Below are 18901 nucleotides of genomic sequence, written 5' to 3'. Positions count from 1 at the left end.
TAGAACAAACAAGGCCCGGCTGCAAGCAGCGCGGGCCTTGTATTCATAACATCATGCAAACGCTCTGGTTCGGCATTGCTGTAGCTGTCGCTTTAGCCGACAGGGCCTGTGCAACAGGCCTTTAAGACACAGTGGTCTTCAGGTTTGCGCCAGCTAAAGCGGCGCCTACAGCCGTAAATTTGAGTATCACAGACTCTGGTGCGGACCGAACACTTCGTAGTGCAGTTGCGCGTCGGCGATGCCCCAGCCGGACAGGGTCTCTTTCACCATGGCCATAAAGGGCACCGGGCCGCAGAAGTAGTAGTGGGCACCGGGCTGGCTGATGGCCTCGCGCAGCTTGCCAAGATCCATCAGGCCGGTGGCGTCAAAGTCTTCCGCGGGGCGATCATGTGCCAGCGGAGCCCGGTACCAGGTGTGGGTTTCCAGGTTGGCATGGGCCTGGCGGCGGGCCTGAATGTCTTCCTTAAAGGCGTGCTGGGCGCCGTTTTCACAGGCGTGCAGCCAGTGAATGGGGGCGGCGTGCGCCTGGTTCAGCAACTGGTCGAGCATGGCCCGCATCGGGGTCAGGCCCACGCCGCCGGAGATCAGCACCACCGGCGTGGCGGGGGTCACCTCCATAAAGAAGTCGCCGGAAGGCGGCAGCACCTGCAGGGTATCGCCCTCGTTCACATGGTCATGCAGAAAGTTGGAAGCCACGCCGCCCGGCTCGCGCTTGACCGCAATGCGGTAGTGTTCGCCATTGGGAGCCTGGCACAGGGAATACTGGCGGTATTCCTTGTGCTCAAGCCGGTCTGAGTCCAGGTGCAGGTTGAGGTACTGGCCGGGCTTGAAGTCGACCACGGCGCCGCCGTCGGCGGGGGCCAGCAGAAAGCTGGTGATGTGCTCGCTTTCCTGGCGTTTTTCCTTCACCACAAAGGCCCGGGTGCCGCGCCAGCCGCCGGTCTGAGTTTCGTTGTCTTGATAGATCTGCTCTTCCCGGCCAATAAAGATCTCGGCCAGGGCACCGTAGGCCTTAGCCCAGGCATCGATCACCTCGGGCGTGGCGGCGTCAGGGGCCAGCTCCTTGATGGTTTCCAGCAAATGATGACCGACGATGGCGTATTGCGCGGGCTGAATGGCAAAGCCGGTGTGCTTGTGGGCAATGCGCTCCACGGCGGCACTCAGCACGGCGGGATTGTCGATGTTTTTGGCGTAGGCCAGCACGGCGGCAAACAGGGCGGCGGGCTGGCGGCCGGTTTTCTGGTGACTGAGGTTGAACACATCCTTCAGCTCGGGATTATCGCGAAACATTCGCTGGTAAAAATGTTCGGTAAGGGCGGTGTTGGCCGACTCCAGCAGGGGAACAGTGCTTTTCACGATTTCAATGGTGCGAGCATCCAGCATGAGAACCTCGTTGGTTGGGTTAAGTTGTATTCATAATGTTACTTATTGGGGCGAAATAATATAGTCACATTTGAAATGCATCAATGAATTTTTGCATTTTTTGTGCACCAGACTCGAGCTGGCGGGCCGCTGCCGGTATGATTGCGGCCATTGCGCGCAAGGAGTCTGCCAAATGTCCTCATCACCGGTTTTCAAGCAAGTCATTTCCGCCATCGATCAAATCAACCGCCAGGATCCCAACCGGCAGGTCCATGAGGGAAAAGACTGGCCCAAAGAGCTGCTCTACAGCGAGCGGATGACGCAGCAACTCCATGACTTTGCCCCTGATGCCGGCGAGTTGCTGCACATTGCCGCCCGGGCCCAGCATGTTCGCCGCTGGGCCATTCCCCGCAGCGATTACCCCATGGATCGAAGCGGCTACCAGCGCTGGCGCAGCGAGCTGGCGCAATATCATGCCGAACTGACCACGCAGCTGATGGCAGAGGCGGGTTACGGTGAGCAGGCGCAGCAGCGGGTGAGCGGGCTGTTGCTGAAAAAGCGGCTCAAGCAGGACACCGAGGTGCAGCTGCTGGAAGACGTGATTTGCCTGGTATTTCTGCGCTATTACCTGCAAGACTTTGCCGCCCGGCACGACGAGGACAAGGTGGTGGACATCATCGGCAAAACCTGGCGCAAAATGTCGGAAAAAGGCCATCAGGCCGCATTGGCACTGACGTTGCCTGCGGCCGTGCAGGCCCTGGTGGGCAGGGCGCTGGCCGGCTGAACATAGCCTTAGTGCTATATGCGGCATACGCAAACTGTATTTATTTTAAATTTGTTAACGGTGTTAATTTTTTGTTGTGCATCGGGGCCGGTGCACCCTTGACAGGATGTGAGCGAGAAGGGGAGAGGATCCGATGAATGCCATTGTACTGGCGATTGTGGTGATGGTGGGCCTGTGTCTGGCCCGGGTGTCGGTGGTGTTTTCACTGGTGGTGGCTGCCCTGGTGGGCGGGCTGTGGGCCGGCATGTCGGTGGAGCAGGTGATTTCGGCCTTCAACGACGGGCTGGGGGGCGGCGCCACCGTGGCCTTGGCCTATGCCACCCTGGGGGCCTTTGCGGTGGCCTTGTCGCGCACCGGCATTACCACCATGGTGTCCGACAAGGCGCTGGCCTGGGTGGGAGCCCGGCGGGATGCGTCTCAGGGCGGTGCCGGCCAGGCCGGCGGAGTGAAGTGGCTGCTGTTTGTGGCGCTGATCCTGGTGGGGGCGGCTTCCGGCACCGTGGTGCCGGTGCACATTGCCTTTATTCCCATTCTGGTGCCGCCGCTGCTGGGGCTGATGAACCTGTTGCAGCTGGACCGGCGCGCCGTGGCCTGCGTGATCACCTTCAGCATTACCATCATGTACATGACCACGCCGGTGGGCTTTGGCACCATTTTCCTCAACGACATTCTCACCAGCAGCGTGAACCAGGCCGGCGAGGAGCTGGGCATGCAGGTGACCACCGCCATGGCGCCCAAGGCCATGCTGCTGCCGGCGGCGGGCATGGTGCTGGGGCTGCTGGTGGCGGTGCTGTTCAGCTACCGCCGGCCCCGGGGCTATGTCTCGCCGCTGAACGAGGTGAAGGGGGAAAAGGCAAGCCGGCCCGCGCTCAGCCGCAAGCAGCTGGTCATGATTGGCGTGGCCATTGTCGGTGCCCTGGTGGTGCAGCTGAGCACCGGCTCCATGGTGCTGGGTGGCCTGCTGGGCTTTGCTTTGCTGTCGATGAACGGCCTGTTCAAGTGGAAGGATCAGGACGATGTGTTCACTCAGGGCATGCGGCTGATGGCGCTGATTGGCTTTATCATGATCGCCGCCTCCGGCTTTGCCGGGGTGATGAAGGCCTCCGGCGCCATTCCCGAGCTGGTGGCGGGCTCCGGCGCGCTGATTGGCGACAACCCGGGACTGGCGGCGCTGGTGATGCTGCTGGTGGGGCTGTTTATTACCATGGGCATCGGCTCGTCGTTTTCCACCATACCGATCATTGCCGCCATTTACGTGCCCCTGGCCATCAGCTTTGGTTTCTCGCCCCTGGCCACCCTGGCCCTGGTGGGCACCGCCGGCGCCCTGGGCGATGCGGGCTCTCCCGCCTCCGACTCCACCCTGGGGCCCACCGCCGGCCTGAATGCCGACGGCCAGCACGATCATATTCGTGATTCGGTCATTCCCACCTTTATTCACTACAACATCCCCCTGGTGATCTTTGGCTGGATAGCGGCCCATGTGCTGTAACGCAGGGCCCGGCGACATGATGCCGGCCACCACTCAGCGTGCCGGGCTCTGCCCGGCACGCGGGTTTACCGGCGCCGGTAACGGGCCAGCTCGTTCAGCAGCCAGTCCGGGTCATCATGGGGCAGATCGTGGCCGGCCCAGGGGTGCTCGTGAAGATCGGTGTGCCAGTAGCGAGCCAGGGCATGGCTGCAACGGGCGTCCACCAGGCGATCGCCCCGGCTGCACAGGATCAGAGGGCGGATGCCGGCTGGCCTGGGGGGCACCCGGTAGCGGGCGGCGGCCCGCAGCTGGCGCACAAAATTGCCGTGGGCGACCGGGTATTGGTTGGCGTAGTGACGCCAGCGTTGCAGGGTGGCGTGGCGATCCTGCCGGCGGGCGCAGGTCAGTCGGTACACCAGGGCCTCCCGCTGAGCCCTGGGCAACAACAAGGCCAGCAACAAAGGGGGGAGGGCGGCAGGACGCAGGCGCTGCCAGAACGGACTGAGCCCGCTGCTCGAGTTCACCAGCACCAGACCGGCCACTTCCCGAGGGTAGCGGGCGGCCCACTCCGCGGCGATCATGCCGCCCATCGACAACCCCAGCAGGTGAACCGGCGCGCCCGGCCCGGCCTCGCTTCTCAACTGCTCCAGCATGGCGGCAATCGAGACCGGGCTTTGTTGCCGGTGGTGAACGCCGTTGCCGGGCAGCTCCAGGCAACGCACCGGCTCTCCCACCCGGGCGGCCAGCCGCTCGGGAAAATCTCCCCAGTGGCGGCATTCCCGCACCAGGCCGCGCAGTAAAAACCAGCCACGGTGCTCCCTGCTTGCCCCTTGGGGCGGCTGAGGCCCGGCGGCGCTCATGGCGTTCCCCAGCGGCGCTCGGCACGGCGTTGATGGTGGCGCCGGTGCGCCTCGGTGGGCAGCCAGTGCTGCCAGGCGTTGACCGCCCGCAGCAGAAAGTCCAGCAGCAGCTGATGACGGCGCAGGGTGCGCTGATGACGATGGGGCACCAGGGGGTTGAACAGTCCGGTGTAGCTGGTGACTTGCCGCAGGTTCTTTTTTACCCAGAGCCAGGAGCCCATTTCCAGCGTCAGGGGCAGAAAGACGGAGTCCTGATGCTGCCGATGCCGCTGGTAGAGGTGATCCCAGAGATCGCCATGAGTGCGGTAATGATGGTGCTGCGGCTCGAACAAGTAAGGATGGTGCGGATGGCTGCGTTCAAACAACCGGCACAGGGCGTGCAGCTCGGCGGCGTGCTCCAGCAACTGGCGGCGTCCGGAATAGGGAAACCAGACACGGTCGCGCAGGCCAAAGCCCGAGTGGCAGTCCAGCGCCAGGGTAAAAGGGGCCGTGGCGAGCTGCTCTTCGACCAGGGTACAGAGCGCTTGAGCCTCCGTTTCCATGGGCTGGCCAGGCTCGCCCCGATACCAGGGCAGCCAGCGCCCCAGGCGGTGACCGGAAACCGGCCAGGGGCCGGGCTGCTCGGCAGTGACCGGGGCATTGCGCATCAGATCAACCCCGTTGCCGTTGCAGCGCCAGCCGCGCACCATGCCCACCGGGTTGAGAAGCGGGCAGAGCACGATACGCACCTGTTGCAGCAGTTGCTGCAGGCTGAGATCCCAGCGCAGGCGCTGGAGCAGGGTGTCGAGCTGAGCCAGCAGCAGCTGGGTGCCGATACGCTCAATGCCGTGCACGCCGCCGCACAGCAGCAGCACCGGGGCCGTGGGATTGAGGCTGCCCAGCTCCAGGCCATAGACGGGCAGCCAGCCTTCCTTGTCTTCCACCCTGGCCAGTACCCGGCTGCGTAGGGCGGGGGCTCCCCGGCGGATCAGACGCTCCAGCAGGCAAAGCTCCGGCAGCCGCGACGGGCGGTCGTGTCGGGACAGCGGAGGATGATCGGATGAGGACGAGCCGGTGGTCATAAGCAGCGAACGCCTGAGTGAGGAAGCCACACCGCAGTGTAGCGCTCCGGCGGCGCTTCGTGGGTGTGGGGCCCGGAAAGATCAGGGCAAGGCAGGCTGGCCGGTGACCTGCTCCACAAACAGCCGGGCCGGCAGCGACAGCGGAAAGGCCGGTGAGCGGGCCAGCATCACCCGTTGGGGCGGAACCTCGTCACTCAGGGGCAGGCAGGCGATGGGCGCGCCGTCGTAGCTCTGATCCCCGGCGGGCCGGGTGCAGGACAGCGCCACGCCGTGGCCGTGGGCCACCAGGCCGCGCTGCATTTCAAAGGACAGAGTGTGGTGAATGCGCGCCGGCTGCAGATCCCGGTGCCAGAACAGCGACAGAAAATATTCCCGGGTCAGCGGCAGGTCCTGCAGGATCAGGGTTTCTTCCGCCAGCTCCGCCAGGCTCAGTTGTGTTTGGTTGGCCAGGGCATGGTGTACCGGCAGCAGGGCATAGGGCCTCAGTTCATCCAGCACATGCAGGCGGTACTCCGGCGGCAGCCCCAGGCCATAGCTTACTACCAGCTCGGTTTTGCCCTGCTCCAGCCCCTCGCGCACGCCCGCCAGATCCTGCTCCTGCATGGTTACGCCAATACGCGGGTAGCGCCGTTCAAACTCGCTTACCAGCCGGGGCAGATAGTAGGGGGCGATGTCGCGAAAGCAGCCGAGCACCAGCTGGCCTTCCACCTCGGTGCCGTGCTGGTGCTGGCTGTCGAGCAGGTGTTGGGACAGGGCGAGAATATGCCGGGCCTGCCGGAACAGCGCCTCGCCCCTGGGGCTCAGGCTCACCCCCTGGCCCCGGTGGCGCTGGAACAAGGGCTGGCCCAGCAGTCCTTCCAGCTGGGCAATGGCGATGGAGACCGAGGGCTGGGACACGTGCAGGGCACCGGCCGCCTTGCTGATGCTGCCGTGCTGGGCCACGGCCACAAAGTAGCCGAGCTGACGAAAGGTGAAAGGTATAGTCATTATGCTATGAGCTTCATATTTAAACTGTATTTTTATGCTATGTAGAAAGGCTGTTAAAGTCGAGCGGTGACTGCCTATTGGGGAAGGAGAGCAAAATGACCACCGCCACCACCAGCAAAACCTGGCTGACCGACGAGCAAGTTGCCGCTTACCAGCGCGACGGCGCCATTGTGATCAAGGGTGCTTTCAAGGACTGGATTGAACCCCTGCGCACCGGCTTTGACCGGGTGTTGCAGCAGCCCAGCGAACATGGCCGGGAGAACGTGACCGGCACCGAAACCGGCCGTTTCTTTGAGGATTACTGCAACTGGCAGCGTATTCCCGAATTTCGCCGGTGGATTGAGCAGTCGCCCGGCGCCGCCATTGTGGGCGAGGCCACCGGCTCAAACGCCGTTCAGGTGTTTCACGAGCACATACTGGTGAAGGAGCCGGGCACCTCCAAGGCCACCCCCTGGCACCAGGACATGCCTTATTACTGCGTGGACGGCGAGCAGACCGGCAGCTACTGGATACCACTGGATCCCATTACCCCGGAAAACGCCCTGCAGGTGGTGCTGGGCTCCCACCGCTGGCCCAAGCCGGTCCGCCCGAGCAAGTGGTCCACCAATGCCTCCTGGTATGCCGACGACAGCCCCTATATGGAGATGCCGGACATCGACGGCGGCGACTTTGAGATTTTGAGCCCGGAGCTGGAGCTGGGGGACGCCCTGCTGTTTAACTTCAAAACCGTGCACGGGGCGCCGGGCAACCAGACCCCACACCGCCGCCGGGCCTTTTCCACCCGCTTTATGGGCGACGACGTGCGCTTTGTTGATCGGGGCGGCCCCACCTCGCCGCCTTTTGACGGCATCAACCTGCAAACCGGTGACATAATGCGCGAAGACTGGTTCCCGGTGGTGTGGCGCCGTTAATGTTGTTGTTTGAACCGTGAGTGATAAAAGGCCCGCTGAGCAGCGGGCCTTTTGCATTCAGCTGAAGGCACCGCTTCGGCTAGCGCGAACTTTCAGAGTAACGTGTATTAAAGGCCTGTTGCACAGGCCCTGCCGGCTAAAGCGGCAGCTACTTATCGTTTCCGACTTCCAGCTGGTTTTAGAGCATTTGCCGCCACAGCGCGGCGGTCAGCACGCCGGCGGCGATGGCGGGCAGGGGCTTTTTCAGGATTAACATCACCAGGCCGGTGGCCAGCAGGGCGGCCCGGGCGCCGCCGTCACCGTTGACCGCCTGGGGGGTGAGAATGGCAATCAGCACCGAGCCCGACATGGCGCTGATAAAGTTCTGCACTCGACGGTTGATGGGAATAAACGACATCACCAGCACGCCGCCCAGGCGGGTGAACAGGGTCACTACTGCCATGATGGCGATGATAAGCAGGGTGCCGTTGCCGGCGGTGTCGAGCATCATGCGCCTTTCTCCATCCAGATGGCACCCAGCACGCCGCCGGCGAGCGCCCCCACTACCACATGGCTGTTTTCCGGCAGCCACCAGTAGGCCGCCATGGCGCTGATGCCGGCCACCACCCAGATGGCCAGGGTGCGCAGATCCTTGCGGGCGCCCAGGGCCATGGCCAGCAGAAAGCAGCCCAGCACCATGTCGAGGCCGATGCTCACCGGATCCTCAATGGCGCTGCCAAAACGGATGCCGAGCCAGGTGCCCGCCATCCAGAAGCTCCAGATCGCCATGCCGCCGCCAAACAGAATGCCCAGCGCCCGCTCGCCCTTGTGAAAATGCTGCATCGCCAGGGCCCAGTTGGCGTCTGAAGCAAACAGCATAATGCCGTAGCGCTTCGCCGGGGGCAGGTGGCGCAGCCAGGGGTAGAGGGTCGCGCCCATCAGCAGGTGGCGGGCATTAATGGCAAAGGTGGTGATCGCCAGCGGTACCAGGGGCACCTGCAGCCCCCAGATGTCGAGGGCGGCAAACTGGGAGGTGCCGGCGAACACGGCGGCGCTCATCAGCACGATATTGCCGTCGCTAAGGCCGGTCTGGTGTGCCGCCAGGCCAAAGGCCAGGCCAAAGGCGGCCACAAAAAAGGAAAGGGGCAGCAGTTGCTTGAAGCCCTGCCAGGTGTCCTGCCGATCCAGTTGTGCCTGCGCGGCATAGGTGTCCATAGGAATCCCGTGGGGGTGAGTGGGCCAAAACCGACAGCATACCACAGGGGGGCGCCAGGGCGAGGCGGCAGGATCACAGTTCGGTATGGGCTCAGCGGTTTTCCGCCCGCCACTGCTGCTCCAGCTCTTGCGTGCGGTGTTCGGTCAGGCGTTTGAGCTCTTCGCTGTGAGCCAGGGGCTGCAGGGAGCCGCCTTGCCAGGCCGAGGACACCAGCTCGGCCTGAGCATCGCGAAAGCGCAGCCAGGCTCGCTGGGCGGTTTTGAGTTTTTGCCGGCGCTCGGGGCTGAGCTTGTCCATCAGCCGGCCATAGGCTTCGTTCAGGGCCTTATCGGCAGTCAGGTAGTCCTGGTGGGATTGCTCGTTCAGCGCCACCTGAGGGGCGGCCACCGCCAGGGCGGGCAGCAGCCAGAGGATCATCATCAAGGTACGCAGTGTCATATGGAGGCTCCGGTGAGTGGCTTGCCCTGAGTCTAGCCGCCAATAAAAAGGCCCGCTTGAAGCGGGCCTTTGAGCAGCACAGCGGTAAGCCTTACTTGGCGATGCGCTTGTACTTGATACGCTTGGGCTGAATGGACTCGGCGCCGTAGGTCTTCTTCTTCCACTCTTCGTATTCGGTGAAGTTGCCTTCGAAGAATTCCACCTTGCCCTCATCCTTGTAGTCGAGAATGTGGGTGGCGATACGGTCGAGGAACCAGCGGTCGTGGGAGATCACCATGGCGCAGCCGGGGAATTCCAGCAGGGCGTTTTCCAGGGCGCGCAGGGTTTCCACGTCCAGGTCGTTGGTCGGTTCGTCGAGCAGCAGCACGTTGCCGCCGGTCTGCAGCAGCTTGGCCATGTGCAGGCGGCCACGCTCACCACCGGACAGCTCGCCGACCCGCTTCTGCTGGTCGGTGCCCTTGAAGTTGAACCGGCCGAGGTAAGCCCGGCTGGGGATTTCCAGGTTGCCGATGCGCATCATGTCCAGCCCGCCGGACACTTCTTCCCACACGCTCTTGCTGTTGTCCATGGCGTCGCGGAACTGCTCCACCGAGGCCAGCTGCACGGTATCACCCAGGGTGATGCTGCCGGCATCCGGCTGCTCGGCGTTGGTGAGCATGCGGAACAGGGTGGACTTACCGGCGCCGTTGGGGCCGATGATGCCGACGATGGCGCCCTTGGGAATGCTGAACGACAGATCGTCGATCAGCACGCGGTCGCCGTAGGACTTGGTCAGGTGCTCCACCTCGATGACCTTGTCACCCAGGCGCGGACCGGGCGGAATAAACAGCTCGTTGGTCTCGTTGCGCTTCTGGAAGTCCTGGTTCTGCAGCTCTTCAAAGCGGGCCATACGGGCCTTGGACTTGGCCTGACGACCTTTCGGGTTCTGACGCACCCACTCCAGTTCTTTCTGAATGGACTTCTGGCGGGCGGCTTCGGAAGAGGCTTCCTGCGACAGGCGCTGATCCTTCTGCTCCAGCCAGGAGGAGTAGTTGCCTTCCCAGGGAATGCCTTCGCCCCGGTCCAGCTCCAGGATCCAGCCGGCCACGTTGTCGAGGAAGTAACGGTCGTGGGTGATGGCCACCACGGTGCCTTCGTAGTCGTGCAGGAAGCGCTCCAGCCAGGCCACGGACTCGGCGTCCAGGTGGTTGGTGGGTTCGTCGAGCAGCAGCATGTCCGGTTTTTCCAGCAGCAGCTTGCACATGGCCACGCGGCGACGCTCACCCCCGGACAGCTTGCCGATCACCGCATCCCAGGGCGGCAGGCGCAGGGCGTCGGCGGCGCGCTCCAGCTGGTTGTCCAGGTTGTGGCCGTCGTGGGCCTGAATGATGGCTTCCAGCTCGCCCTGGCGCTTGGCCAGCTTGTCGAAGTCGGCGTCCGGATCGGCATAGGCGGCGTACACCGCGTCCAGCTCCTTGAGGGCGCCGGCCACTTCGGCCACGCCTTCTTCCACTTCCTCGCGCACCGTGTGCTCGGGGTTGAGCTGGGGCTCCTGGGGCAGGTAGCCAATCTTGATGCCGGGCTGGGCGCGGGCTTCACCTTCAATCTCGGTGTCGATGCCGGCCATGATGCGCAGCAGGGTGGATTTACCGGCGCCGTTCAGACCCAGTACGCCGATTTTGGCGCCGGGGAAGAACGACAGGGAGATATTTTTCAGAATATGACGCTTGGGCGGAACCACCTTGCCCACGCGGTGCATGGTGTAAACAAATTGAGCCATTTCTATATTGTCCTGATAAATCAGTGAGTTGACAGGCCGTCCTGGCAGGCTGAGCCACAGCCCGCGGCCAACGCAGGGCCATGGCGCTATATGGTACTTGGCTGGGCGGGGAATGCCAGAGGCGAGTGGAGTGAAAAGCGAAGCTTTAATGCCGGCTAAGGGGAGTGTTTGCGGGTAAAGAGGAGCTGTGAGTGCGGAGGAAGTCGGACAAAGGGACTGCTTCACGACACGCTTCGAGCCCTTCCTTGGGTCGCTCGGCAAATGCCATCCATGGCATTTGATCGGTCGTGAAGCAGTTCCCTTTGCCCTCCTTTCGGCGATAGCGCAGCCTGTATTTAGTCAGACTCGGCGGCAGGATCAGGACTGGGTCTTCAGGGTTTCCTTGAAGGACTGATCCACAAATTCGCCGGTGGCGGGGTGGAACTCCTGGCCTTCGTAGGTGGTTTTCATGGTGATCTCGCCGCTGATGAGCTGCTGGGCCAGTTCATCCAGTCTGGCCCGCACCTCGGGAGAAACGTCGTCCGCCAGGGTCAGTTTGACCACTTCGCCCTGACCCAGGCCGATTTCGGTGATGCGGTTGGGCTGCCACTGGCCAGTGGTGAAGTCCTCGGCGGCATTGAGAATGGCCACGCTGGCATCGGCCACCGCCGAGCCCACAAAGGTGTTGTCCACCTGGGTCCAGTCCGACACGTTGCCGATGTGGCGCACCTCGCCGTTGTGCTGTTTGATTTCGTCAATCACGCCCTGGCGGCCGGCGTTGAGCATGGTGTAGATCACATCGGCGCCCTGAGCGATTTCGGCGGCGGCGGCCTCGGCGTTGATGCCGGTGTTGTCCAAATCGCCGGTGAACCAGGTCAGGTATTTGGCGTTCGGGTTGACGTGCATCAGGCCGTCATAAAAGGCGGCGCGGCCGATCAGGCCGGGGGTGGGCCAGGCACCGGAGATGTGGCCGACCACGTCGGATTGAGTGGTCAAGCCCGCCAGGGCGCCGGCCAGCCAGGCGGAGTCTTCTTGGCGCACCACATAGCTGGACAGGTTGGGTCCCTGCACATGGCCCTGAATCACCACGAACTTGATGTCGGGGAATTCCTGGCTCACGGTCTGGGCCGGGCCGTTGCATTGGCCGCCGTGGGCAATGATCATGTCGGGCCCTTGTTGAGCCAGCTCACGCATGGCCTCGGTGAGCAGCACCGGATCGGACGTGGCGGAAATATTGGATACAAAACTGGCGTTCACATCCAGCTGATCCCGGATTTTCTCGTAACCCCGGTGGGCCGCCTGCATAAAGCCGCCGTCGTCGTGTTTGCCGGGGATCAGCACGGCGATATCGGCCTTGTCGGCGGCCATGGCCTGGGCGAGGGGAGAGAGGGCCAGGCCGGCGGCAAGAAGCAGGTTGCGGGTAATGTTGTTCATGGTTTCGTCCTTGATTGTTTCTGCGTTTATTGTGGGTTGTAAACCTTTATGGTCAGAAAACCCTATACTTTCGTCTTATTGGTGTTAATAGATTGTTGCCAATCTTGGGGCGGGAGTCACAAATGCAGAAAGGAAAGACGGTGAGAAGGCGAAAAAACAGGCAAGGCCGCGTCCCTGCGGCCCTCGGGGTTATTCCGGTTCGCGGTTGTTGCACCAGCGGGTAAGGCAGGCGGACGCCACGGTATTACCGAGGAAGGCCCAGTCCATCCAGACCGGGTTTTGGGCGTGTTTGTCGATGGCGGCGGCGGAGGCCAGCAAAGGGGTCCACAGCGCCGTCAGCAACAGGCATGAGAGCAGGCCTTTTCTTATTTTTATTTTGCGTGGTTGTTTCATCAGGGGCACTCCCGAATCAAGGGGGCTCAGTTATAGCACGGAGCCTGCAGCCCCTGAAGTGAAATCAAGGGGGTCACCACCGCGTGTTTTGTTGCGGTTTCATACGCAACCCAACGGTGAGGATGTACAAAAAAAGTTGTACAGTCTGGTGTTATCTGTATAAGATTTTTCTCGCCTGACGGTTCCTTGATCATAAGAATGATAACAAGGTTATTGATAATAAAGGCTTTTTTGATGGCCGCGTGACAACACCCTTGTTACGTCGCTTACAGAGGTTCTTCTCAACTTCATGCCCTTAAGGGAGCTAAACATTATCATGTTGCGTAAATGGTCGATTAAAACACGTTTGCTGGTGCTGACCGGGTTATTGCTGCTGGGCTGCCTGTTTCTGGGGCTTAGCGGACTGACGGCGCTGCAGCGCAGTGTGGCGGGCCTCAATACCGTCTACCAGGACAGGGTGGTGCCGCTGCGGGATCTCAAGGTGATCGCCGATATGTATGCGGTGAACATAGTGGACAGCAGCCAGAAGGTGCGCAGTGGTGATCTGTCTTATGCTCAGGCACTGAGCGAGCTGGACCAGGCTCGTCAGCAGATTGATGAGCACTGGCGCCTTTACAGTGACACTCAAATGGTGCCCGAGGAGGCACGCCTGGTGCAGGAGCTGCTTCCTCTGATGGAGGCTGCCGATGCGCCCCTGTCCCGCCTGGCCGACATCTTGCGCCGGCAGGATGAAGCGGCGCTGATCCGGTTTATCCGCCAGGAGCTGTATCAACGGATCGATCCCCTGAGCGAAGGCTTTGGACGCCTGATGGAGATTCAGCTGGAGCAGTCCCGCCAGGAATACAAGGATGCCATCACCACCTACGAACAGACCCGCAACGGGGTGATTGGCCGGCTGCTGGTGATGCTGGTGCTGGGCGGCGGCCTGGCCCTGTGGCTGATCCGCAGCATTACTCAGCCGCTGGAAACCCTGAAAGCGGCGGCGGCCCAGGTGGCCGAGGGCGATCTGCGCCATGCGGTGGAATGCAGTGGTAATGACGAAATTGCGCAGGTACAGCAGTCGGTGCGGGATATGCAGTTGGCGCTGAATACCACCCTGCGGGAAATTCAGGGCTCATCCACGCAATTGGCGGCGGCCGCGGAAGAGCTGCATGCGGTGACCGGCGAAACCACCAGAGGCATTAATCAGCAGCATCAGGAAGTGCAGATGGCGGCCACGGCGGTGACCGAAATGTCGGCGGCGGTGGAAGAAGTGGCCGGCAACGCCAACCGCACGTCCTCGGCGTCCGGTGAAACCTCCCGGGTGGCGGAAGAAGGGCGGCAACAGGTTACTGCCACGCGAGGCGTGATCGAGCAACTGGCGGATCAGCTCGACAGTACCTCCGGCACGGTTGAGCGGCTGGCCACCGAAGCGGCCAATATCGGTCAGGTGCTGGATGTGATCCAGGCCATTGCCGAGCAGACCAACCTGCTGGCGCTGAACGCCGCCATTGAAGCCGCCCGGGCCGGCGAGGCCGGCCGTGGCTTTGCGGTGGTGGCCGATGAAGTCCGCAATCTGGCCCAGCGAACCCAGAGCTCCACCGCCGAGATTGAACGGATTATCTCCACCATTCAGCAGGCCAGCGGTGAGTCGGTGAGTGAAATGCAACAGAGCGCCGATTATGCCAGCCGCAGCAGAGCCATGGCCGGTGAAGCGGAGCAGGCGCTGAACCGCATTGCCGAGCGGGTGGGGGAGATTAACGACATGAACCTGGTGATTGCCAGCGCGGCAGAGGAGCAGGCTCAGGTGGCCCGGGAGATCGACCGTAACCTGGTCACCATCAGCAGCATTGCCGAGCAAAGTGCTACCGGCGTCACCCAGACCTCGTCGGCCAGCGACGAGCTGGCACGGCTTGCGGGTCAGATGAACCAGCTGGTGGGGCGGTTCCGGTTATCGGCGTAATACCGGGCCATGCCGAGTAAAGCCGGGCGGTACCTGAGTACCGCCCGGCTTTATTTTAGTGGTGCTGATTCACTTTTCCTGCTCCATCAGGATCTGGGTGGCCTGGATCTCATGCTCCTGCAAAAAGGCCAGCAGCTTCATCATGTTGTCTACGGTGACCGTACTGTCCGAGGCCAGCATCAGCTCGGCTTTTTTCAGGGCCTCCAGGTTGCCTTCCAGCACCGGTTTGAAGCTATCCCAGTCTTCATATTGTTCACCCTGCAGCGCCCAGGCCGGGCTGCCGGCCATCATGTTGATGGTCATGCTCTTGTCGTCCTGCACCGTGGACAGCGCCTCGCTGTCGGTCTTGGGCAAGTCGACCTCCAGAGACTGCAGGGGAATGTTGGCGGTCAGCAGCAAAAACACCAGCACGATAAAAATAATATCGAGCAGGGGGGTAATATCGGGGGTCATGGCACGCCAGGCGGACTGGCTGGCCTCCGGGCTTTTAATCATGCCTGGTCTCCCAGCCTCAGGCCTTCCAGGTACAGGTTGCAGCGGTTCAGCTCGTGGGTGAGGCGGTCGAGCAGGCGATCGGCCCAGAGCCCGAACAGCTGGGCCCCCGCAATGGCGGGCAGGGCGATCAGCAGGCCGGCGGCGGTGGTGCTCATGGCCAGGCCCAGGCCGTCGGCCAGCAGGGCCGGGGTCACCGGCTCGCCACTTGCGCCGATGTTTTTAAACATCTCTATCAGGCCCAGTACCGTTCCCAACAGGCCCAGCAAGGGGCTGATCACCCCCACCAGGGTCAGCACCCGCAGGCCGGCGTGCAACCGGCGGCGCTGATGCTGCAGCCAGACCGCGGCCAGATCTTCCCGAATCGGTTTGGGGCATTCCTTGTGCTGTATCAGCAGCCGGCATCCCTGCAGCATCACGGAAACCGATTGCTCCGAGGCTTCGCCGGGGTAGGAGAGTCCCTGGCTGCGCAGGCGGCGTTTTTCCTGCTCGCCGCGCAGGCTCACCCACAGCAGGCTCAAGATCCGCTCCAGCCAGAGGGCCAGGGTAATGACGGAGCAGATGATCAGGGGCCAGCTCATCAGGCCCAGTTGTTGGTGCAGTTGACTGAGAAACGACATGATTTAATCCAGTTTGAAACGAATGGGGATCTGTACGCGGTGGGCCAGTGCCTTGCCGTTTTCCACATAAGCGGAAAAACGCCATTTGGCGATGGCCTTGAGCGCTGTCTTGTCAAGCACACTGACGCCGGAAGAGCGGGCCAGCACGCGCTTGGTTTGTTTACCCTGTTCATCCAGCCACACTTCCACCACTACTGTGCCTTCCAGGCCGCGACGGCGGGCCTGGGTCGGGTAGGCGATGGGAGCGGGCCGGGTGCGGAAACTCGGCTGTTCAATGCGCTTGGGCGCACTGTCTTTTGCCTGCTGGGGCTGGGCTTTGGGCGCCTGTTTGGCCGGCTCGGGCGTTGGCTCGGGCGTTGGCTTGGGCACGGGTTTGGGTTCCGGCCTGGGCACGGGTTTTGGTTCCGGCTTGGGCACGGGCTTTGGTTCCGGCTTGGGCTCGGGTTTTGGCTTCGGCTTGGGTACGGGCTTTGGCTCCGGCTTGGGTTCGGGTTTTGGCTTCGGCTTGGGTTCGGGCTTTGGCTCCGGTTTGGGCGGCTCCGGTGGCGTGGGCGCGGGGGGCTGGGTGACGGCCGGCATCATCTGCACACTGATGGGGCCCGGATTCTCGGCGGGCGCCAGCGCCATGTCGAGTGTCTGGCGATCCATGGCCTGAGCCAGCAATCCATGCAGCAGCAACGAAGTCACGGCAAAGAGGCCGTAGCGTTTCAGGCTCACGATCCACCCTCAAAAACAATCAGAAAAGAATGAAGCCCTCAGCATACGGATTTTTATCTCAATGTCTATTTAAATGATAACGTTTTGCATTAGCATGCCATGGTGTGATGGCCGGCGCCTCCGGCCATGGCCTTCTCCTTTCCGGTGCTGCTAAAAGCACCGTTCCTGCTCGCGAGTCACTGATTTTAGCGGGCTTTTTGTTTTTTGTTTGCAACCGCCGCGGCGCTGTGCCAAAACAGGGCACATACTTGGTCTTACTCGTGACAAACAAGGAAAAGGAAGTTGCTCATGGCCCTAGAACACGTCGGCGACATCATGACCCGCGATCTGCTGACCCTGGATCAGACCGCGACCCTGAAGGATGCCCATGATCTGATGCGGGAGAAAAGCATTCGCCATATTCCGGTGGTGGATCCGCTGACCGGCAAGCTGCTGGGGGTCCTCACGCAAAAGCGCATGATCGCCACCATCATGAGCCTGCTGTCGGACTATGGCGTCAGCGCCCTGGAGCGGCGCGAGCGCCAGTGCCGGGTGATGGAGATCATCGACGCCGACATGGAAAGCGTGGATGTGCAGGCGCCGCTGACCGAGGTGGTGGACTTCTTTCTCAGCAACAAGCACGGCTGCCTGACGGTGGTGGATGACGAGGGCCGGCTGCAGGGCATGGTGACCTCGTCGGATTTTGTGCGTCTGTGCGCCGAACTGCTGAAAGCCCGGAAGTAATTTTTCATCATGACCCAAGGCGCAGCCCGGCTGCGCCTTTTTTTTGGAGCGCTCATGTTCAGCCTGTCTCATCTGTCTGCGGGTTTTATTGCCGTGCTGGTCGGCTACAGCAGCTCGGCCGCCATTATCTTTCAGGCGGCGGCGTCCGCCGGTGCCAGCCAGGCCCAGACCAGCTCCTGGATGTGGGCGCTGGGGCTGGGCTCGGGGCTGACCACCCTGCTGCTGACCCTGCGTTACCGCCAGCCGGTGCTTACCGCCTGGTCCACCCCCGGTGCGGCCCTGCTGGTGACGGCCCTGGCCGGCCTGCCCATGAGCGAGGCGGTGGGGGTTTTTCTGTTCAGCTCGGCGCTGCTGCTGGTGTGCGGCCTGACCGGCTGGTTTGATCACATCATGCGGCTGCTGCCCGGCGGGCTGGCGGCGGCCATGCTGGGGGGCGTGCTGCTCAACTTCGGGCTGGATCTCTTCGTGTCGGTGCAGACGGCACCGGTACTGGTGATTGCCATGCTGGCGGTGTACCTGGCGCTGCGCCGGCGCCTGCCCCGCTATGTGATCCCTCTGTGTCTGCTGGCCGGGCTGGGGCTGGCGGCAGGCATGGGGCTGCTGCAGGTGGAGCGGCTCGACTGGCAGCCGGCCAGCCCGCTGCTGACCTGGCCCACTTTCAGCCTGGCCAGTCTGATCGGCGTGGGCCTGCCGCTGTTTATGGTGACCATGGCCTCGCAGAATGTGCCCGGGGTGGCGGTGCTGCGCGCCCACGGTTATGGCGTGCCGGCTTCGCCTCTGGTCAGTGTGACTGGCCTGGCCGGTGTGCTGCTGGCGCCTTTTGGCGGCTTTGCCTTTAACCTGGCAGCGATCAGCGCCGCCATCTGCATGGGCCCGGAAGTGGATGCGGCCCCCGAGCGGCGCTATCGAGCCAGCCTCTGGGCCGGGCTGTTTTACCTGCTGCTGGGGGTGTTTGCCGCCACCGTAGTGTCGCTGTTTGCCGCCTTGCCCAAAGAGCTCATCATGGCCATTGCCGGGCTGGCGCTGCTGGGCACCATTGGTAACAGCCTGACCCTGGCCTTGCGCGACGAGCACGAGCGGGACGCGGCCCTGCTCACCTTTATGGTGACGGCGTCGGGCGTGTCTTTGCTGGGTATTGGTAGCGCCTTCTGGGGGCTGGTGATCGGCGGGGGTGTGCACTGGCTGAACCGCCGGCGGCGGTAGCAATAAAAACGGCCACCCCAAGGGTGGCCATTATGCTGGCTCAGGGCATGAGCACGGTGTCGATGGCATGGATCACGCCATTGCTGGCCTTAACGTCCGCCTGTACCACAGTGGCGTCGTTGATCATCACCTGGTCACCCGAGGTGCTGATGGCCAGATCGCCACCCTGCACCGTGGTGGCGCTGGTGGCGTTCATGGCATCGGCGGCCATGATGCTGCCGGGTACCACATGGTAGGTCAGTATGGAAACCAACTGCTCCTTGTTTTCCGGCTTCAGCAGGTCCTCCACCGTACCGGCGGGCAGCTTGGCAAAGGCCTCGTCGGTGGGCGCAAAAACGGTAAAGGGGCCTTCTCCCTTGAGGGTATCCACCAGGTCGGCGGCTTGTACCGCCGTGACCAGGGTGGTGAAACTGCCCGCCGCAACGGCGGTGTCCACAATATCCGCTTTTTCTTCGTGATGGGCTGCCATGACGACACTGGAGCCCAGCAGGGCCAGCGCAGCGCAGCCGGTTGAAAGGCGACGTACCATTGTATTCATGTTTCCTCCGGGCAATGCTCGAAATGAGAAAAAAC

The 18901-nt window shown here is 62.5% G+C and carries 20 protein-coding genes; 6 read left to right on the top strand and 14 right to left on the bottom strand.

Annotation, left to right across the window (positions count from 1 at the left end):
• Nucleotides 1-186: 186 nt before the first annotated feature.
• A complete protein-coding gene (gene hmpA, locus GU3_RS14300) occupies nt 187-1383 on the bottom strand; it encodes an NO-inducible flavohemoprotein (RefSeq protein ID WP_014293240.1) in 1197 nt (398 codons plus the stop codon).
• Nucleotides 1384-1555: 172 nt separating this feature from the next.
• Here hmpA and GU3_RS14295 point away from each other — a divergent pair, with 172 nt between their 5' ends.
• Nucleotides 1556-2146 carry a DUF4202 domain-containing protein gene (locus GU3_RS14295; RefSeq protein ID WP_014293239.1) on the top strand — a complete coding sequence of 197 codons (591 nt, stop codon included), beginning with the start codon at nt 1556-1558 and terminating at the stop codon, nt 2144-2146.
• A gap of 133 nt (nt 2147-2279) precedes the next feature.
• Nucleotides 2280-3635 carry a Na+/H+ antiporter family protein gene (locus tag GU3_RS14290; protein ID WP_014293238.1) on the top strand — a complete coding sequence of 452 codons (1356 nt, stop codon included), beginning with the start codon at nt 2280-2282 and terminating at the stop codon, nt 3633-3635.
• Nucleotides 3636-3700: 65 nt separating this feature from the next.
• Here the strand turns inward: GU3_RS14290 and GU3_RS14285 are convergent, their stop codons facing one another.
• The 3 genes from GU3_RS14285 to GU3_RS14275 all read right to left on the bottom strand — a co-directional run bounded on the left by GU3_RS14285 (nt 3701) and on the right by GU3_RS14275 (nt 6522).
• Entirely contained in the window at nt 3701-4474 is a 774-nt protein-coding gene (locus GU3_RS14285) for an alpha/beta fold hydrolase (protein WP_014293237.1), read from the bottom strand.
• Nucleotides 4471-5535, bottom strand: a complete 1065-nt coding sequence (locus GU3_RS14280) for a M14 family zinc carboxypeptidase (protein ID WP_014293236.1) — start codon at nt 5533-5535, stop codon at nt 4471-4473. Before GU3_RS14280 ends, GU3_RS14285 begins: the two co-directional genes overlap by 4 nt.
• 81 nt (nt 5536-5616) lie before the next feature.
• Entirely contained in the window at nt 5617-6522 is a 906-nt protein-coding gene (locus GU3_RS14275; RefSeq protein WP_014293235.1) for a LysR substrate-binding domain-containing protein, read from the bottom strand.
• A gap of 95 nt (nt 6523-6617) precedes the next feature.
• Here GU3_RS14275 and GU3_RS14270 point away from each other — a divergent pair, with 95 nt between their 5' ends.
• Nucleotides 6618-7433: a phytanoyl-CoA dioxygenase family protein gene (locus GU3_RS14270; RefSeq protein ID WP_014293234.1), complete on the top strand. Its 816-nt coding sequence runs from the start codon at nt 6618-6620 to the stop codon at nt 7431-7433.
• Between the two features lie 178 nt (nt 7434-7611).
• On the opposite strand, the gene GU3_RS14265 is transcribed toward GU3_RS14270, so the two are convergent.
• From GU3_RS14265 to GU3_RS17165, 6 genes are all read right to left on the bottom strand, one after another.
• Nucleotides 7612-7923 (bottom strand): AzlD family protein, encoded by a 312-nt coding sequence (locus GU3_RS14265; RefSeq protein WP_014293233.1) that lies wholly within the window; start codon nt 7921-7923, stop codon nt 7612-7614.
• Entirely contained in the window at nt 7920-8627 is a 708-nt protein-coding gene (locus tag GU3_RS14260) for an AzlC family ABC transporter permease (protein ID WP_014293232.1), read from the bottom strand. Before GU3_RS14260 ends, GU3_RS14265 begins: the two co-directional genes overlap by 4 nt.
• 91 nt (nt 8628-8718) lie before the next feature.
• Nucleotides 8719-9066, bottom strand: a complete 348-nt coding sequence (locus tag GU3_RS17245) for a lysozyme inhibitor LprI family protein (protein ID WP_014293231.1) — start codon at nt 9064-9066, stop codon at nt 8719-8721.
• Between the two features lie 91 nt (nt 9067-9157).
• Complete coding sequence (gene ettA, locus GU3_RS14250; protein ID WP_014293230.1) at nt 9158-10825, bottom strand: energy-dependent translational throttle protein EttA; 1668 nt, start codon at nt 10823-10825, stop codon at nt 9158-9160.
• 357 nt (nt 10826-11182) lie between these two features.
• Entirely contained in the window at nt 11183-12238 is a 1056-nt protein-coding gene (locus GU3_RS14245) for a BMP family protein (protein ID WP_014293229.1), read from the bottom strand.
• A 189-nt stretch (nt 12239-12427) separates the two neighbouring features.
• A complete protein-coding gene (locus GU3_RS17165; protein WP_148265917.1) occupies nt 12428-12631 on the bottom strand; it encodes a hypothetical protein in 204 nt (67 codons plus the stop codon).
• Between the two features lie 316 nt (nt 12632-12947).
• On the opposite strand from GU3_RS17165, the gene GU3_RS14240 reads away from it, so the two are divergent.
• On the top strand, nt 12948-14573 hold the full coding sequence (locus tag GU3_RS14240; RefSeq protein ID WP_014293228.1) for a methyl-accepting chemotaxis protein: 1626 nt from the start codon (nt 12948-12950) through the stop codon (nt 14571-14573).
• A 69-nt stretch (nt 14574-14642) separates the two neighbouring features.
• On the opposite strand, the gene GU3_RS14235 is transcribed toward GU3_RS14240, so the two are convergent.
• Genes GU3_RS14235 through GU3_RS17240 form a run of 3 tightly spaced genes read right to left on the bottom strand, consistent with a single transcriptional unit; the run spans nt 14643 to nt 16402 of the window.
• On the bottom strand, nt 14643-15068 hold the full coding sequence (locus tag GU3_RS14235; RefSeq protein ID WP_014293227.1) for a biopolymer transporter ExbD: 426 nt from the start codon (nt 15066-15068) through the stop codon (nt 14643-14645).
• Entirely contained in the window at nt 15065-15685 is a 621-nt protein-coding gene (locus GU3_RS14230; protein ID WP_014293226.1) for a MotA/TolQ/ExbB proton channel family protein, read from the bottom strand. The genes GU3_RS14235 and GU3_RS14230 overlap by 4 nt, the downstream gene beginning before the upstream one ends.
• 3 nt (nt 15686-15688) lie before the next feature.
• On the bottom strand, nt 15689-16402 hold the full coding sequence (locus GU3_RS17240; RefSeq protein ID WP_014293225.1) for an energy transducer TonB: 714 nt from the start codon (nt 16400-16402) through the stop codon (nt 15689-15691).
• Between the two features lie 288 nt (nt 16403-16690).
• Here GU3_RS17240 and GU3_RS14220 point away from each other — a divergent pair, with 288 nt between their 5' ends.
• Together GU3_RS14220 and GU3_RS14215 are read left to right on the top strand one after the other, a co-directional pair.
• The gene (locus tag GU3_RS14220; protein WP_014293224.1) at nt 16691-17125 is read left to right on the top strand and encodes an HPP family protein; all 435 of its coding nucleotides are present in this window, start codon (nt 16691-16693) and stop codon (nt 17123-17125) included.
• A gap of 54 nt (nt 17126-17179) precedes the next feature.
• Entirely contained in the window at nt 17180-18328 is a 1149-nt protein-coding gene (locus GU3_RS14215; RefSeq protein ID WP_050899412.1) for a benzoate/H(+) symporter BenE family transporter, read from the top strand.
• 40 nt (nt 18329-18368) lie between these two features.
• Here the strand turns inward: GU3_RS14215 and GU3_RS14210 are convergent, their stop codons facing one another.
• Nucleotides 18369-18866 carry a fasciclin domain-containing protein gene (locus GU3_RS14210; protein WP_202798261.1) on the bottom strand — a complete coding sequence of 166 codons (498 nt, stop codon included), beginning with the start codon at nt 18864-18866 and terminating at the stop codon, nt 18369-18371.
• Nucleotides 18867-18901: the final 35 nt, after the last annotated feature.

Origin of the sequence: Oceanimonas sp. GK1, from assembly GCF_000243075.1 — a bacterium.
Taxonomy (GTDB): domain Bacteria; phylum Pseudomonadota; class Gammaproteobacteria; order Enterobacterales; family Aeromonadaceae; genus Oceanimonas.
The sequence above is the reverse complement of the archived record's forward strand: the minus strand, read 5'-3'. Positions and strand labels throughout refer to the sequence as shown.

Coding starts and splice junctions, on each gene's coding strand:
- GU3_RS14270 (WP_014293234.1), top strand. CDS start 6,618: ATGACCACCGCCACCACCAGCAAAACCTGGCTGACCGACGAGCAAGTT.
- GU3_RS14215 (WP_050899412.1), top strand. CDS start 17,180: ATGTTCAGCCTGTCTCATCTGTCTGCGGGTTTTATTGCCGTGCTGGTC.
- ettA (WP_014293230.1), bottom strand. CDS start 10,825: ATGGCTCAATTTGTTTACACCATGCACCGCGTGGGCAAGGTGGTTCCG.
- GU3_RS14240 (WP_014293228.1), top strand. CDS start 12,948: ATGTTGCGTAAATGGTCGATTAAAACACGTTTGCTGGTGCTGACCGGG.
- GU3_RS14260 (WP_014293232.1), bottom strand. CDS start 8,627: ATGGACACCTATGCCGCGCAGGCACAACTGGATCGGCAGGACACCTGG.
- hmpA (WP_014293240.1), bottom strand. CDS start 1,383: ATGCTGGATGCTCGCACCATTGAAATCGTGAAAAGCACTGTTCCCCTG.
- GU3_RS14220 (WP_014293224.1), top strand. CDS start 16,691: ATGGCCCTAGAACACGTCGGCGACATCATGACCCGCGATCTGCTGACC.
- GU3_RS14280 (WP_014293236.1), bottom strand. CDS start 5,535: ATGACCACCGGCTCGTCCTCATCCGATCATCCTCCGCTGTCCCGACAC.
- GU3_RS14275 (WP_014293235.1), bottom strand. CDS start 6,522: ATGACTATACCTTTCACCTTTCGTCAGCTCGGCTACTTTGTGGCCGTG.
- GU3_RS17245 (WP_014293231.1), bottom strand. CDS start 9,066: ATGACACTGCGTACCTTGATGATGATCCTCTGGCTGCTGCCCGCCCTG.
- GU3_RS14230 (WP_014293226.1), bottom strand. CDS start 15,685: ATGTCGTTTCTCAGTCAACTGCACCAACAACTGGGCCTGATGAGCTGG.
- GU3_RS14210 (WP_202798261.1), bottom strand. CDS start 18,866: ATGAATACAATGGTACGTCGCCTTTCAACCGGCTGCGCTGCGCTGGCC.
- GU3_RS14245 (WP_014293229.1), bottom strand. CDS start 12,238: ATGAACAACATTACCCGCAACCTGCTTCTTGCCGCCGGCCTGGCCCTC.
- GU3_RS14285 (WP_014293237.1), bottom strand. CDS start 4,474: ATGAGCGCCGCCGGGCCTCAGCCGCCCCAAGGGGCAAGCAGGGAGCAC.
- GU3_RS14265 (WP_014293233.1), bottom strand. CDS start 7,923: ATGATGCTCGACACCGCCGGCAACGGCACCCTGCTTATCATCGCCATC.
- GU3_RS14295 (WP_014293239.1), top strand. CDS start 1,556: ATGTCCTCATCACCGGTTTTCAAGCAAGTCATTTCCGCCATCGATCAA.
- GU3_RS14290 (WP_014293238.1), top strand. CDS start 2,280: ATGAATGCCATTGTACTGGCGATTGTGGTGATGGTGGGCCTGTGTCTG.
- GU3_RS14235 (WP_014293227.1), bottom strand. CDS start 15,068: ATGATTAAAAGCCCGGAGGCCAGCCAGTCCGCCTGGCGTGCCATGACC.
- GU3_RS17165 (WP_148265917.1), bottom strand. CDS start 12,631: ATGAAACAACCACGCAAAATAAAAATAAGAAAAGGCCTGCTCTCATGC.